The sequence below is a fragment of the Mitsuokella apri genome (assembly GCF_047974105.1).
Taxonomy (GTDB): domain Bacteria; phylum Bacillota; class Negativicutes; order Selenomonadales; family Selenomonadaceae; genus Mitsuokella.
Window position 1 is genome coordinate 174,752 of record NZ_JBHYRS010000003.1, and the last position, 12,530, is coordinate 187,281.

The 12,530-nt window shown below is 52.4% G+C and carries 13 protein-coding genes; 10 read left to right on the forward strand and 3 right to left on the reverse strand.

Going from position 1 to position 12,530, the window contains the following annotated elements; all coding sequences use genetic code 11:
• The first annotated feature begins 74 nt into the window (after positions 1-74).
• Positions 75-524, forward strand: coding sequence for a CBS domain-containing protein (locus ACE419_RS05820; protein ID WP_435721325.1), 450 nt, complete (start codon positions 75-77; stop codon positions 522-524).
• Positions 525-616: 92 nt separating this feature from the next.
• Here ACE419_RS05820 and ACE419_RS05825 read toward each other — a convergent pair whose 3' ends face one another.
• Positions 617-937 (reverse strand): hypothetical protein, encoded by a 321-nt coding sequence (locus ACE419_RS05825; RefSeq protein WP_435721326.1) that lies wholly within the window; start codon positions 935-937, stop codon positions 617-619.
• Positions 938-1,145: 208 nt separating this feature from the next.
• On the opposite strand from ACE419_RS05825, the gene rny reads away from it, so the two are divergent.
• The 7 genes from rny to ftsH all read left to right on the forward strand — a co-directional run bounded on the left by rny (position 1,146) and on the right by ftsH (position 8,458).
• On the forward strand, positions 1,146-2,690 hold the full coding sequence (gene rny / locus ACE419_RS05830) for a ribonuclease Y (RefSeq protein ID WP_435721327.1): 1,545 nt from the start codon (positions 1,146-1,148) through the stop codon (positions 2,688-2,690).
• 67 nt (positions 2,691-2,757) lie between these two features.
• Positions 2,758-3,300, forward strand: coding sequence for a hypothetical protein (locus ACE419_RS05835; RefSeq protein WP_435721328.1), 543 nt, complete (start codon positions 2,758-2,760; stop codon positions 3,298-3,300).
• Between the two features lie 54 nt (positions 3,301-3,354).
• A complete protein-coding gene (locus ACE419_RS05840; RefSeq protein ID WP_435721329.1) occupies positions 3,355-4,140 on the forward strand; it encodes a TIGR00282 family metallophosphoesterase in 786 nt (261 codons plus the stop codon).
• A 215-nt stretch (positions 4,141-4,355) separates the two neighbouring features.
• A complete protein-coding gene (locus ACE419_RS05845; protein WP_118015757.1) occupies positions 4,356-4,616 on the forward strand; it encodes a stage V sporulation protein S in 261 nt (86 codons plus the stop codon).
• A gap of 45 nt (positions 4,617-4,661) precedes the next feature.
• On the forward strand, positions 4,662-5,492 hold the full coding sequence (locus tag ACE419_RS05850; protein WP_432646850.1) for a phosphatase: 831 nt from the start codon (positions 4,662-4,664) through the stop codon (positions 5,490-5,492).
• Between the two features lie 17 nt (positions 5,493-5,509).
• Positions 5,510-6,343, forward strand: a complete 834-nt coding sequence (locus ACE419_RS05855) for an Asp23/Gls24 family envelope stress response protein (protein ID WP_432646851.1) — start codon at positions 5,510-5,512, stop codon at positions 6,341-6,343.
• A gap of 75 nt (positions 6,344-6,418) precedes the next feature.
• Entirely contained in the window at positions 6,419-8,458 is a 2,040-nt protein-coding gene (ftsH, locus tag ACE419_RS05860) for an ATP-dependent zinc metalloprotease FtsH (protein ID WP_432646852.1), read from the forward strand.
• 86 nt (positions 8,459-8,544) lie between these two features.
• Here ftsH and ACE419_RS05865 read toward each other — a convergent pair whose 3' ends face one another.
• The gene (locus ACE419_RS05865) at positions 8,545-9,903 is read right to left on the reverse strand and encodes a hemolysin family protein (protein WP_435721330.1); all 1,359 of its coding nucleotides are present in this window, start codon (positions 9,901-9,903) and stop codon (positions 8,545-8,547) included.
• A 129-nt stretch (positions 9,904-10,032) separates the two neighbouring features.
• Positions 10,033-10,608: a BsuPI-related putative proteinase inhibitor gene (locus ACE419_RS05870; RefSeq protein WP_435721331.1), complete on the reverse strand. Its 576-nt coding sequence runs from the start codon at positions 10,606-10,608 to the stop codon at positions 10,033-10,035.
• A 172-nt stretch (positions 10,609-10,780) separates the two neighbouring features.
• On the opposite strand from ACE419_RS05870, the gene ylqF reads away from it, so the two are divergent.
• Positions 10,781-11,698: a ribosome biogenesis GTPase YlqF gene (ylqF, locus tag ACE419_RS05875; RefSeq protein WP_432646855.1), complete on the forward strand. Its 918-nt coding sequence runs from the start codon at positions 10,781-10,783 to the stop codon at positions 11,696-11,698.
• The gene (gene rnhB, locus ACE419_RS05880; RefSeq protein ID WP_432646856.1) at positions 11,695-12,468 is read left to right on the forward strand and encodes a ribonuclease HII; all 774 of its coding nucleotides are present in this window, start codon (positions 11,695-11,697) and stop codon (positions 12,466-12,468) included. Before ylqF ends, rnhB begins: the two co-directional genes overlap by 4 nt.
• The last annotated feature ends 62 nt before the right edge of the window (positions 12,469-12,530 follow it).

Genomic DNA, 12,530 nt, shown 5'->3' on the forward strand with positions numbered 1-12,530 from the left:
GTTGTCGAAAGATAGCGAATACTTAAGCAAAGAGGGAATGCTCTCGATGATTATCAGGAATTGAGGTGTTTCATATGTTGGTTAAGGATATTATGACGAAGAACGTCATTACGGTCAAAAAAGATGCATCAATCCGCGAAATTGCGCAGACTATCGTAGATCATGACATTTCGGGACTGCCGGTGGTAGATGAAGAGGGAAAGGTCTGCGGTATTGTCAGCGAAGGCGACCTCATGCGCAAGGAATTTGCGCCGGAGCTGCCGGATGAACTCTGCATCCTCGGTGCGGTCATCTATTATTCGGGTCTGCGCGAGTATCAGGATGCTTTCCGCAAGATTGCGGCGATTTCAGCAGAGCAGCTCATGACGAAGAAAGTCGTGGCCGTGCATCCCGATGATGATGTCAGCAAGGTGGCCAAAATCATGTACGACAAGCATGTCAAACGCGTGCCGGTGCTCGACGATGAAAAGCATCTGCTGGGCATCGTCAGCCGCCGCGATATTGTCAAAATGATGCTTTCATGAAAAAGGTATGAGTACGCCTGACGGGCAGCCGTGAAAAAATGGTAACAGAATGGTAACAAAAATTGTCCTTCTCCAGTGGAAGGACAATTTTGTCATGCTTTCGTATTTTTTTTCGTCTTGGGCTTGCCCGTGCGGCTCGAGAAAAGATAGACGAGCAGGGTCAGGACGATGCCGAGTACGGCATAAGGCCAGCCTTTTTCGAAGAACGCGTAGATGGTGGCGGCGAGACAGAAGAGCACGGCGAAAAAAGTCTGCTTGGCATTTTCGCGGCGATAGCGGAACGTCTCATAGTCGACGCCGACGATTTTTTCAAAGCAGGCAGGGCAGATGACTTCTTTTTCCCCGTTCTTGCCCTGATGGACCAATGCTTCTTTTTCGCTGAGCTCACGTCCGCAGACGGAACATTTGAACATAAAACCCCTTCTTTTCCTTCTTGACTGTTATCCTTTTCAGAGGAATCTGACAGTCTCTATTATAGCGGAAAATCTTTTCTCTGGCTACTCTCCAGAAGGTTTGTGATTCCTTGACACTAAAGGGGAAAACCGATAGAATAGAAAGGTATAGTTATATGTCAAAACTACCGATATAAATTATGCATGAAAGCAAAAAAAGAAAAGGGGGGTGAATATTATCGTTACAATAATATTAGCGGTAATAGTAGCAGTGATCGTCGGTGCGGGCTGCGGCTATGTCATGCGCAAACGCACGGCAGAGTCCCAGATCGGTTCGGCGGAAGCTGAAGCAAAACGAATTGTAGATGATGCAGCCAAACGTGGCGAGACGAAAAAGAAAGAAGCTTTACTCGAGGCGAAGGAAGATATCCATCGCCTGCGTCAGGAACTGGAACGTGAGACGAAAGACCGCCGTTCGGAGCTCCAGCGTCAGGAACGCCGCGTTGTGCAGAAAGAGGAAAATCTTGACCGCAAGCTGGATTCCATCGAAAAACGCGAGGAAGCGCTGACGCGCAAAGAGGTTCGTCTCGACAAGAGCCAGGCTGCTGTCAATGAGATGCATGAACAGCAGAAAGCTGAACTGGAGCGCATTTCCGGACTGACGTCCGACGAGGCACGCACGATGCTCATGGCCGAGGCTGAGGAAGAACTCAAGCACGAAAAGGCCATGAAAATCAAGGAATACGTCCAGCAGACGAAGGACGAGGCCGACAAGAAGGCGCGCGAGATTCTTTCTACGGCTATCCAGCGCTGCGCTGCAGACCATGTCGCTGAGACGACGGTCTCGGTCGTAGCTCTGCCAAACGATGAGATGAAAGGCCGCATCATTGGCCGTGAGGGCCGCAATATCCGCACACTGGAGACGCTGACGGGCATCGATCTCATCATCGATGATACACCGGAAGCCGTCATCCTGTCGGGCTTTGATTCGGTGCGCCGCGAAATTGCGCGCATTGCTCTTGAGAAGCTCATTCAGGATGGCCGCATCCATCCGGCCCGTATTGAGGAAATGGTCGAGAAAGCCAAACGCGAAGTCGACCAGCGCATCAAGGAAGCCGGCGAACAGGCAACATTCGAGACGGGCGTGCACGGACTCCATCCGGAGCTCATTCGCCTGCTCGGCCGTCTGCGCTACCGCACGAGTTACGGCCAGAATGTACTCAATCATTCTATCGAGGTCTCGCATCTCGCCGGTGTCATGGCTGCAGAGCTCGGCTGTGATGTCATGCTCGCCAAACGCGGCGGTCTGCTGCACGATATCGGCAAGGCCATTGACCATGAGGTCGAGGGCTCGCATACGACCATCGGTGCCGATATTGCCCGCAAGTATCACGAATCGAAGGATGTCATCAATGCGATTCTGTCGCATCACGGTGATGTCGAAGCAACGAGCGTCGAATCCGTGCTCGTCGCTGCTGCTGATGCTGTCTCGGCTGCCAGACCTGGCGCACGCCGTGAGAGCCTTGAATCGTATCTCAAACGCCTTAAGAGCCTCGAAGAGATTGCCGAGTCCTTCGACGGCGTCGAACGCTGCTTTGCCATTCAGGCTGGCCGTGAGATTCGCGTCATGGTCAAACCGGATAAGGTGGATGACGCAGAAGCTGCGGCTCTTGCTCATAACATTGTCAAGAAAATCGAAGACGAGCTCGAATATCCTGGCCAGATCAAGGCCACGGTTATCCGTGAGACGCGCGTCGTCGATTATGCAAAATAAAGAAATCTGCTGTACTGAGGGTGCGGGGCGAAGTCCCGGACCCTCAGTCTGTTAAGAGGGAACTATCATGTTTGGATTTAAATCACAGCGCCGGAAACAGTCGGAGGAAAAAGCAGGGATTCAGTTTTTAGCGTCGCTTCTTGTCTGTTATCCGGAAATCAGTTCGGTCACCTATGATCCGCAGAAGGTTGCTCTGACCCTTGATTTTGTGCTGCGCGGCAGTTATCCGCCGCAGGCGCTCGATGCTTTTACGAAACTGCTCTCTGAGAGCATTGCAACGTATCATGCGCTCATGGACGGCACGGAGCCCTATCTGGAAATCCGGGGCGAGGAAATCGCGGCGGAACATAAGCTGGTCATGTTCCATGTGGAGCGTGAAGTGGCGACGCTGGAGCGCGATGAGCTGACGTTGATAGCGCGTCTCTTTACGGAACATTTTGGCAGGAACCTGCTGGTCGACAGCCACTCGCTCAAAACGCTTGAACAGGATTTTGCTGCCGTGCAGAGTGAATTATTGGACCAGATGCTCGGTCAGGCCGCGGAAATTCAGTTCCGCATGCATATGGTCGGACTGCGCGAGGGAGACCGCGTGGTGGTCTATAATCGCTGAGTTCGCTGCTGATGAGGTGCGGAAACGCCGAAAGATAGAAAAGAGGAAAAAATTTTGAAAGTCATGTTGGTGGGAGATGTCATCGGCCATGCCGGCCGACGGGCATTCTGCAAAATTACGCCGCGTCTGCGCGCGGAAAAGAAAATCGATGTCGTCATCGTCAATGGTGAGAATTCTGCGGGCGGCAAGGGCTTTACGCGCAAATCACTCGACGAGCTTTACCGCGGCGGCGCGGATATCATCACATCGGGCAATCATGTCTGGGATAAAAAAGATGTACTGGAATTCATCGATCAAGAGCCTTTCCTGATTCGTCCGGCCAATTACCCAGAGGGAACACCGGGCAGGGGCTGGTGCTCGTATCCTTTTAAGGCAAAGAATATCGGCGTGATGAATCTTTCGGGACGTGCCTTTATGCCGCCACTCGACTGTCCGTTCCAGAAAGTCGAAGAACTGCTGCATGAGATGAAAGACGAATGTGATATTATTTTCCTTGACTTCCATGCAGAGACGACTTCTGAAAAAATCGCCATGGGCTGGTACCTCGATGGCCGCGTCAATGGCGTGGTCGGTACGCATACGCATGTGCAGACAGCGGATGAACGCATCCTGCCGAAGGGGACGGCTTACATCACAGACCTCGGCATGGTCGGTCCGCATGATTCCGTGCTCGGCGTCAAGACGGATTTGATTTTGAGAAAGTTCACGACGGCCATGCCCGTGCGTTTTGACGTTGCCGAGGGGCCCTGCGTGTATTCAGCATTCGTAGTTGAAATTGATGACGCAGCAAATAAGACAGTTGGCATTGAGCGCATATTGCTGCGGGAAGAAGACTTTTGATTTGCTAAAAGACGAATGTCTTTTCTCTTTTCTAGAAAGTGAAGCGAAAAAGAAGGAATTCAGGGGTACGCGCCGAATAAATAGAACTAGTAATAGTTTTGGATAGTAAGTAAATAGTAGGTATTTTGTAGATTAAACAATCGTTCCGGTATTCGCTGCAGCATGAATAGCATTGAATATTCCAGCAGTTGATCAACAAGGAGGTCATGCTCATCATGGAAATCTTGAAAGTTTCTGCGAAATCGAATCCAAATTCTGTAGCTGGTGCCTTAGCTGGCGTTATCCGTGAGAATGGCAGTGCTGAGATGCAGGCCATAGGGGCAGGAGCCTTGAATCAGGCGGTCAAAGCCGTGGCCATTGCCCGTGGTTTTGTTGCCCCGCATGGCGTAGATCTCATTTGTATCCCGGCTTTCACGGATATCAAGATTGACGGCGAAGAGCGTACCGCTATCAAGCTGATTGTAGAACCGCGGTAAACGCTCTTTACCGAATTCCAGATACGATTTAGGAGTGAAATAAGGATGCCAAGTGATCTGCATATGCACACGACGTACTCGGACGGCAAACTGACCCCCGAGGAACTCGTGGCTAAGGCAAAGGAAGCAGGCTTATCTTATATGGCCATCACGGACCACGATACGGTGGAAGGAATCAGCCATCTGTATGAGAACGGTCTTTACCCTGCAAGAGGAATTCACATTATCCCAGGCATCGAATTCAGTGCCCATCATCCGACCCGTGAGATTCATATTTTAGGATATAACATTGATATCTATTATGGTGAACTCGTCGATAAGCTCAATGATGTCACAGAAGCACGCTGGACGCGTTTCAGCGAGATGGTGGGGAAATTGCAGCAGCTCGGCTATGAGATCAGCGAAACGGAAGTTTTGACCATCGCTGGTGCGAGCCGCTCGATCAGCCGTTCTCATATCGGCCGCGTCCTCGTGAAAAAAGGATATTTTCCGACTGTGCGCGAGGCCTTTGAAACGATGCTGATGAAGGGGAAGCCCGCGTATGTGCCGCACTATCACCTTGAAGTCGAAGAAATCATCGAACTCATCAAAGCGGCAGGCGGTACGCCGGTACTGGCCCATCCTAAGCTCATAGGGGATGACAGACTTGTGGAAGACCTCTGCTGCCGCGGCATAGAGGGGCTTGAGGTATTTTACCCGCAGCATGATGAAGCAGACACGGAGCGCTACATGGATATGGCGAAGCGTTATAACCTCATGGTGACGGGAGGCTCTGACTTTCACGGCTTTGCCACGCGTTATCCTCAGGAAGTTGGCATCTTTACCATCGACGACTGCTGGGCGGAGAAACTTTACCGTCCGGCACAGAAACTCTGAAAGCAAGGGGAGAATAGATGGACGTCATTGCCTTAGTCGGTCCGAGCGGGACCGGCAAAAGCCATCGTGCACTGATTGTAGCACATAAAAATCATGCGGATGCCATCATTGATGACGGCATTCTCATTAAAGACGGTAAAATCATCGCGGGCCATTCTGCTAAAAAAGAAAAAAGCAGGATTATGGCGGTCCGCAGAGCGATTTTTATCCTGCCGGGTCATGCCGAAGAAGTCCGCAAGGCGATTGAGGAAACCAAGCCTCATCGCATCCTGATTCTCGGCACGTCGGAGAACATGGTGCAGAAGATTACGAGGGCCCTGCATCTGCCGCCTATCGCCAAAATCATCCGCATTGAGGATATCGCCACGCGTTCTGAGATGGAGAAGGCGCGTTTTTACCGCATCAAGCAGGGGAAGCACATCATTCCGGTGCCGACTATTGAGCTCAAGCCTCATTTTTCAGGCTACCTTATAGACCCGCTGCAGTCTTTTTTTAAGCGCTCGTCGACGAGGCGGCGCCGCCTTGGTGAAAAATCCATTGTGCGGCCGGTTTTCAGCTATTACGGCAAGCTCATCATCGATGATGCGACCATCAAGTCAATCGTTCACCATGTCATCATGGCAGAAGGGCCTTTCAGCAAGGTCAGCGATGTCAAAGTCAAACATCTCTTTGTCGGCGATGAAGACCAGGGTCTCACGATTTCCTGCAATGTCGTGCTGACTTACGGCAATCATATCCCGACACTTTTGAAGCAGGCACAGACAAAGGTCAGGAGTTCCGTCGAATTCATGACGGGCATGATTGTGCATGAAGTTGACATTGTCGTCAAGACGCTTTACGTACAGGCATGACTGTGCCCCCGCGCGAGGCCGCGGGGGCCTTTCTTTATCCTTTCTTTTTTGTTTATTTATTTGGAGGTGAATCTTATGAAAGAAGTCAAATCGCCGAAAAAGCCAATGGCATTTTACTATATCGTCGTGCTGGCGCTCATCCTGCTGTTCAATGAGATGGCCCGTCCTTATATGGAACAGGCGCAGATTGAACCGGTTGATTACAGCACGTTCATGCAGTGCATCGACGATAAGACCGTTGACCATGTAGAAATTCAGTCGAATCAGATTCTCTATACGGTCAAGAATGACCATAAGAAGTACAAGACGGGCATCATGAATGACCCGACGCTGGCGCAGCGTCTGATGGAATCAGGGGCAACATTTACACAGGATATCAAGGAAGAGACCTCGCCGCTCATGAGCTTCTTCCTCGCCTGGATTCTGCCCCTCATTATCTTCTTTGCGATTGGCCAGTATATGAGCCGCAAAATCATGGATAAGGCCGGAGGCAATTCGATGATGTTCGGGGGCTCGGGGAACCAAGCCAAGATTTACGTGCCATCTTCCGAGGGCATTCATTTCAGCGATGTGGCCGGTGAAGATGAGGCGAAGGAAAATCTTTCTGAGATTGTCGATTATCTGCATAATCCGGATAAATACACGAGCATTGGTGCTTCGATGCCAAAGGGCGTTCTCCTGGTAGGCCCTCCGGGCACAGGCAAGACGATGCTCGCGAAGGCTGTTGCCGGTGAGGCCGGTGTGCCGTTTTTCTCGATTGCCGGCTCTGAATTTGTCGAGATGTTCGTCGGCATGGGCGCATCCAAGGTCCGCGACCTCTTCAAACAGGCCAAGGAAAAGGCGCCGTGCATCGTCTTCATCGATGAGATTGATGCCATTGGCCAGAAGCGTACGGGTGCTGCGATGGGCAACGACGAGCGCGAGCAGACACTCAATCAGCTCCTGACGGAGATGGATGGTTTTGAAGGCAATACGGGCGTCATCATCCTTGCGGCAACGAACCGTCCGGAGTCGCTGGACCCCGCACTCCTGCGTCCGGGACGTTTTGACCGCCGTGTGCCGGTCGAACTGCCGGACCTCAAGGGACGTGAAGATATCCTGAAGGTCCATGCGAAGAAGGTCCGCCTGGCTGACGATGTCAACTTCCATACGATTGCGCGCATGGCAGCCGGTGCTTCGGGCGCAGAGCTCGCGAACATCATCAATGAGGGCGCGCTGCGCGCGGTCCGCTCGCACCGTGACAGTGTAACCGAGGCGGACCTTGAGGAAAGCATCGAGGTCGTCATTGCCGGTTATCAGAAAAAGAATGCCATTCTGTCGGACCAGGAGAAACGCACGGTCGCTTATCACGAAATCGGCCATGCACTTGTCGCTGCCCTGCAGTCGCATTCTGCACCGGTCCAGAAAATCACGATTATCCCGCGTACGTCGGGTGCTCTCGGCTATACGATGCAGGTTGAGCAGCAGGATAAATACATCCTGTCGCGTGAAGAACTCGAAAATAAGATTGCGACATTCACGGCCGGCCGTGCCGCTGAGGAAGTCAAGTTCGGCCTCGTCAGCACGGGTGCCTCGAACGATATCGAGCAGGCGACGAAGCTTGCCCGCGCGATGATTACGCGCTATGGCATGAGCGATGAATTCGACATGGTCGCGATGGAGACCGTCAACAACCGCTACCTCGGCGGCGATACGAGCCTTGCCTGCTCGTCGGCTACGCAGCAGATGATTGATAAAAAAGTGGTCGAACTCGTGCGCAGGCAGCATGAGAAGGCCATCAAACTCCTTGAGGAGCACCGCGACAAACTCGACGAACTCGCTTCGTTCCTCTATGAGAAGGAGACCATCACAGGCGAAGAGTTCATGAAGATCCTCGAGGGCGATAAGGCAGAAGCAGAGGAAGTCAAAGAGGCCGAGCAGAAACTTTTGGCCGATGAAGAAAAAGATGCCAAAGAAGATGCTGAGAAGGCCAAGAAGCTCGCCTGCCTGAACAGCGAGGATGAGCAGCCTGAAGCTCCTGAAAAGGCTGCAGAGCCAGCTTCGGACAAAAATGCTGCTGCAGTTGCAGATGCGGCAGATAAGACAGATAAGACGGATTCCCGTCAGGATGTCTGAAGAGAATCTTCCTATAATAAAAGTAAATAAATAAAAGCAAAAAGCTCCGGCCATGACGTTTGTCTGGCCGGAGCTTTTGTGTCGTGTTATTTTGTTTCAGAAGAGTTTTCAGCAGCTGGCTGTTTGCCGTCCGCTGCCGGTTCTTCTGCTGGCTTTTCCTCGCGCGTCACGAGAATCTTATCGATGCGGGCGCGGTCCATGTCGACGACTTCGAAGGTAAAGGCGTTCCAGCTGCATTTTTCTGCGACTTTGGGAATGTAGCCAAAGTAAGAAGTCAGGAAACCTCCCATCGTCTGGTAGTGGTCGTGGTCTTCATCGGGGAGTTCTGCGATATCAAAGCGTTCCTTGAAATCGTCAATGGAGCAGAGGCCGTCAACATACCACGAATTTTCGTCACGCGGCGTGAACTGGATGGGGTCCGGCTCGACATTCGACATGGAGTCGCCGATGATTTCCTGCAGGATATCGTTCAGCGTGATGAAGCCGATGACGCCGCCGTATTCATCGAGTACCATGGCTTCGTGAATGCCGGTATCGCGGAATTTGTTGAGTACGCGGAAGGTCTCCATGGAGCGCGGCACGAACATCGGCTTGCGGATGTACTGCGCAAGGTCGAGGGATTTGCGCTCGAGCGAGGCATTGAGGAGGTCTTTGGCGTAGAGTACGCCGCAGAAATCATCAAGATTCTCGCGGCCGACAGGGAAGACATTCTGCGGATGCTCGCGGATGATGCGCAGATTGTGCTTCAGGGAATCCGTGAGGTCAAGCCAGAGCATCTGAGTACGCGGCGTCATCAGGGCGTAGGCCGTCTGGTCGCTCATATGGAAGATGCGGTCGACCATGGCCTGTTCAGACTTTTCGAACGTGCCGTCCTCTGTACCCTGCTCGATGAGGTCCTTGACTTCATCTTCGGTGACGGTGTCTTCGACATGCGGATTGATGCCGAGCAGCAGCAGTACGCCGTTGGCTGAGCCTGAAAGAAATTTAATGAACGGACGCGCAAGTTTTGTGAGACGTGCGACAATGCCGTGGTATTTCATCAACATGTGTTCAGGGTTCTGGGCCGCTTTTTTCTTCGGCAGAAATTCACTGAAGAGCAGCGTGATATATGTCATGACGACGATGCTCACGATCATCGCGATGGCTGAGGCATGCGGCAGAAAGCTGATGAAACCGGCGAGGAACGGTGCGACAAAGGCACCCGTGCAGAGGCCGAGCAGGAGGCCTGTGAGCGTGATGCCGACCTGCACAAGGGAAAGCGGCGCTTCGACGTTTTCAAGCAGGCCGAGCGCGGCTTCTGCATCGGCATTGCCGTCTTCCGCGAGCTTTTCAAGACGGCCGCGGTGACTTTCGGTCAAAGCCGTTTCAATCAAGGAGAAGAAGGCACTGGCGATGAGAAAAAGGAAAACTAAGACGAGCAAAAGGCCCGCGTCTGTACTATCCAAAAATGATACACATCCTTTTGTTTTTTGAACTAACAAATCGAGATTTTATCAATTGATTCCTTCTAGTATAGCATAATCGCGGGGGTTCGTCACATTTTGTCTGGCTGTTTGCCTGTCGATGCTGTCAGCTCAATCATCGTACCAGGGACCGTTGCCGATGATGATGCCGCCGTGCAGGGTCACAGGCGTGGAACTGCCGACTTTTGTCGGCATGCGCGTGGTGATTTTGTAAGGCGTGTCGACGAGCCAGGCCGTCACAAGGACACCGTCTTCTTTGATTTTGCGATAGGCCTTGCTGTCAAGTTCAGCCGTGTAGACTTCGCTCTTATGGGCAGCGACAGACGAGCTTGTCAGGGCCTGCGTGAATGCCATGCCATTCGACCACTGGTAAAGCGTCTTGCCGTTTTTGTCGAGGATGGCGAAGTCATAGACCTGTCCGTCGCGGTGGGCGATGGAATAGTCGCTGTCGCCGTCGTTCGTGACTTTGAGCTCCATGACGAGACGGCCGTGTTTTTGCTCGACCGTCAGTTCTTCAACGATATTGTCAAAGCTGAAAGCTGCATAGGACGGCACGATTTCCGTGCTGTGCGAGCCCGAGGTCGGAAACGACACGCCGATGCCCGTGCCAAATGATGCGGAAGCCACAGGCATGAAGGCGGCGCAGGCCGTCAGGGCAAGGGCAGGAATCAAGGCATATTTTTTCATGTAAATCACTCCTGACTGAATCCATATCCATATCCGGATAGTTTCATTATATCATGATATCATGTCATCTTGTCATCTTGTATAATATCTATTGTATCATGATGAAAGAGGAGTTTCTCTTAAAATGCCGGCTATGTTATAATGAAGATAAATTTTTTGCGGAGGAAGATACATGGAACAGGAAAAAAGAAATGAACTGCCGGGCATTCAGTGGTTCCCCGGACATATGAAAAAGGCACAGCGCCTGATTGAGGAAAATCTGAAACTCGTCGATGTGGTCATCGAGCTTCTCGATGCGCGGATCCCTGCGAGCAGTGCCAATCCGATGCTGGCGGAAATCATCAGGGACAAGCCGAGGCTCATCGCACTCAATAAGTCGGACCTTGCCGATGCGGCTAGCACGAAGCGCTGGCTCGCGTATTTCCGCGCGCAGGGGCTGCCGGCTGTTGCGATTGATTCGGTCAAAGGACGCGGCATGAAGCAGCTCGTGCGTCAGGCCGAAGAACTTGCGCGGCCGAAGACGGACCGTTTTGTCAAGAATGGCGGGCGTCCGCGGGCAGCGCGCTGCATGATCTTAGGCATCCCGAATGTCGGCAAATCGTCTCTCATTAACCGTCTCGCCGGTGCCGTCAAGGCCAAGGCCGCCGACAAACCGGGTGTGACGCGCGCAAAACAGTGGATTAAGATCGGCGCTTCGCTTGACCTTCTCGATACGCCGGGCATTCTCTGGCCAAAGTTTGAGGACCAGACCGTGGGCCTTAAGCTCGCGTTTACGGGAGCCATCAACGATGATATTTACGACCGCGAGCAGGTCACGGCCCTGCTTTTATCCGTCATGCGCCGCGATTATCCCGAGCGTCTGCAGGAACGCTTTAAATTCAAGGGCGAGATGCCGGAAGACGGTCTCGCGCTTCTCGAGGCCATCGGCCGCAAGCGCGGCTGCCTCGTGAAGGGCGGTGTCGTGGACCTTGAAAAGGCGCAGAATATCGTGCTGACGGAGTTCCGCAGCGGCAAACTCGGACTTGTGACGCTTGACGAAGTTCCAGAAATGCCTAAAGTGCCGGAAGGCGGGTGCACAGAATCAAAATGAAAGCAATTGCAGATTATACGATAAAAGAGCTTGAGGCGGCCCTGAATTCTGGTGAGGTCAGTGAGGAATTCCTCGCGGCCTGCCGGGAAGATTCGCGCAAGGCCACGGCAAGACTCGTGCACCGCTATGAAAAAATGCAGGCCGAACACGCGCGGCTTCTTTCGATGTATGCTTATGAGCATGAGGCATGGAAAGAGGGATACGAGATTGTCGCGGGCGTTGATGAGGCAGGACGCGGCCCCTTGGCTGGTCCTGTTTCAGTCGCGGCCGTCATCCTGCCACATGATCTTTGTCTGCCGAAGCTCAACGATTCGAAGAAAATCTCAGCCAAGGTCCGCGAGGAACTTTTTGACGAGATTCAGGAAAAGGCCCTTGCCGTGGGCACGGCTCTCATTGATGCGCAGACCATCGACCGCGTCAATATCTATCAGGCGACGATCAATGGCATGTACGAGGCCATTTTCTCCCTGCGGCCGGAGCCGCAGAAGGTCCTCATCGATGCCGTGCCGCTTGAAAATCTGCCAATGCCGTCTCTGCCCATCATCAAGGGCGATGCAAAATCGGCTTCGATTGCGGCCGCTTCCATCATTGCCAAAGTCACGCGTGACAGGCTTATGGATGAATACGATAAGATTTATCCGGAATACGGCTTTGCACAGCATAAGGGGTATGGTACGGCCCAGCATATTGAAGCCTTAAAAAAATATGGTCCCTGTCCCATTCACCGCCGTTCTTTTGAACCGGTTCGTTCACTGGTACGAGATTTTTGATGGCTTGACTATCTCCAGTAGACATTCTATAATAAATCTATAAGAATTAATAGCAATTTTGT

Bases quoted from the DNA above. Each gene is read 5' to 3' on its own strand.
- rnhB (WP_432646856.1), top strand. From the start codon at position 11,695: ATGAAAGCAATTGCAGATTATACGATAAAAGAGCTTGAGGCGGCCCTG.
- ylqF (WP_432646855.1), top strand. From the start codon at position 10,781: ATGGAACAGGAAAAAAGAAATGAACTGCCGGGCATTCAGTGGTTCCCC.
- ftsH (WP_432646852.1), top strand. From the start codon at position 6,419: ATGAAAGAAGTCAAATCGCCGAAAAAGCCAATGGCATTTTACTATATC.
- ACE419_RS05820 (WP_435721325.1), top strand. From the start codon at position 75: ATGTTGGTTAAGGATATTATGACGAAGAACGTCATTACGGTCAAAAAA.
- ACE419_RS05855 (WP_432646851.1), top strand. From the start codon at position 5,510: ATGGACGTCATTGCCTTAGTCGGTCCGAGCGGGACCGGCAAAAGCCAT.
- ACE419_RS05845 (WP_118015757.1), top strand. From the start codon at position 4,356: ATGGAAATCTTGAAAGTTTCTGCGAAATCGAATCCAAATTCTGTAGCT.
- ACE419_RS05870 (WP_435721331.1), bottom strand. From the start codon at position 10,608: ATGAAAAAATATGCCTTGATTCCTGCCCTTGCCCTGACGGCCTGCGCC.
- ACE419_RS05850 (WP_432646850.1), top strand. From the start codon at position 4,662: ATGCCAAGTGATCTGCATATGCACACGACGTACTCGGACGGCAAACTG.
- ACE419_RS05825 (WP_435721326.1), bottom strand. From the start codon at position 937: ATGTTCAAATGTTCCGTCTGCGGACGTGAGCTCAGCGAAAAAGAAGCA.
- ACE419_RS05835 (WP_435721328.1), top strand. From the start codon at position 2,758: ATGTTTGGATTTAAATCACAGCGCCGGAAACAGTCGGAGGAAAAAGCA.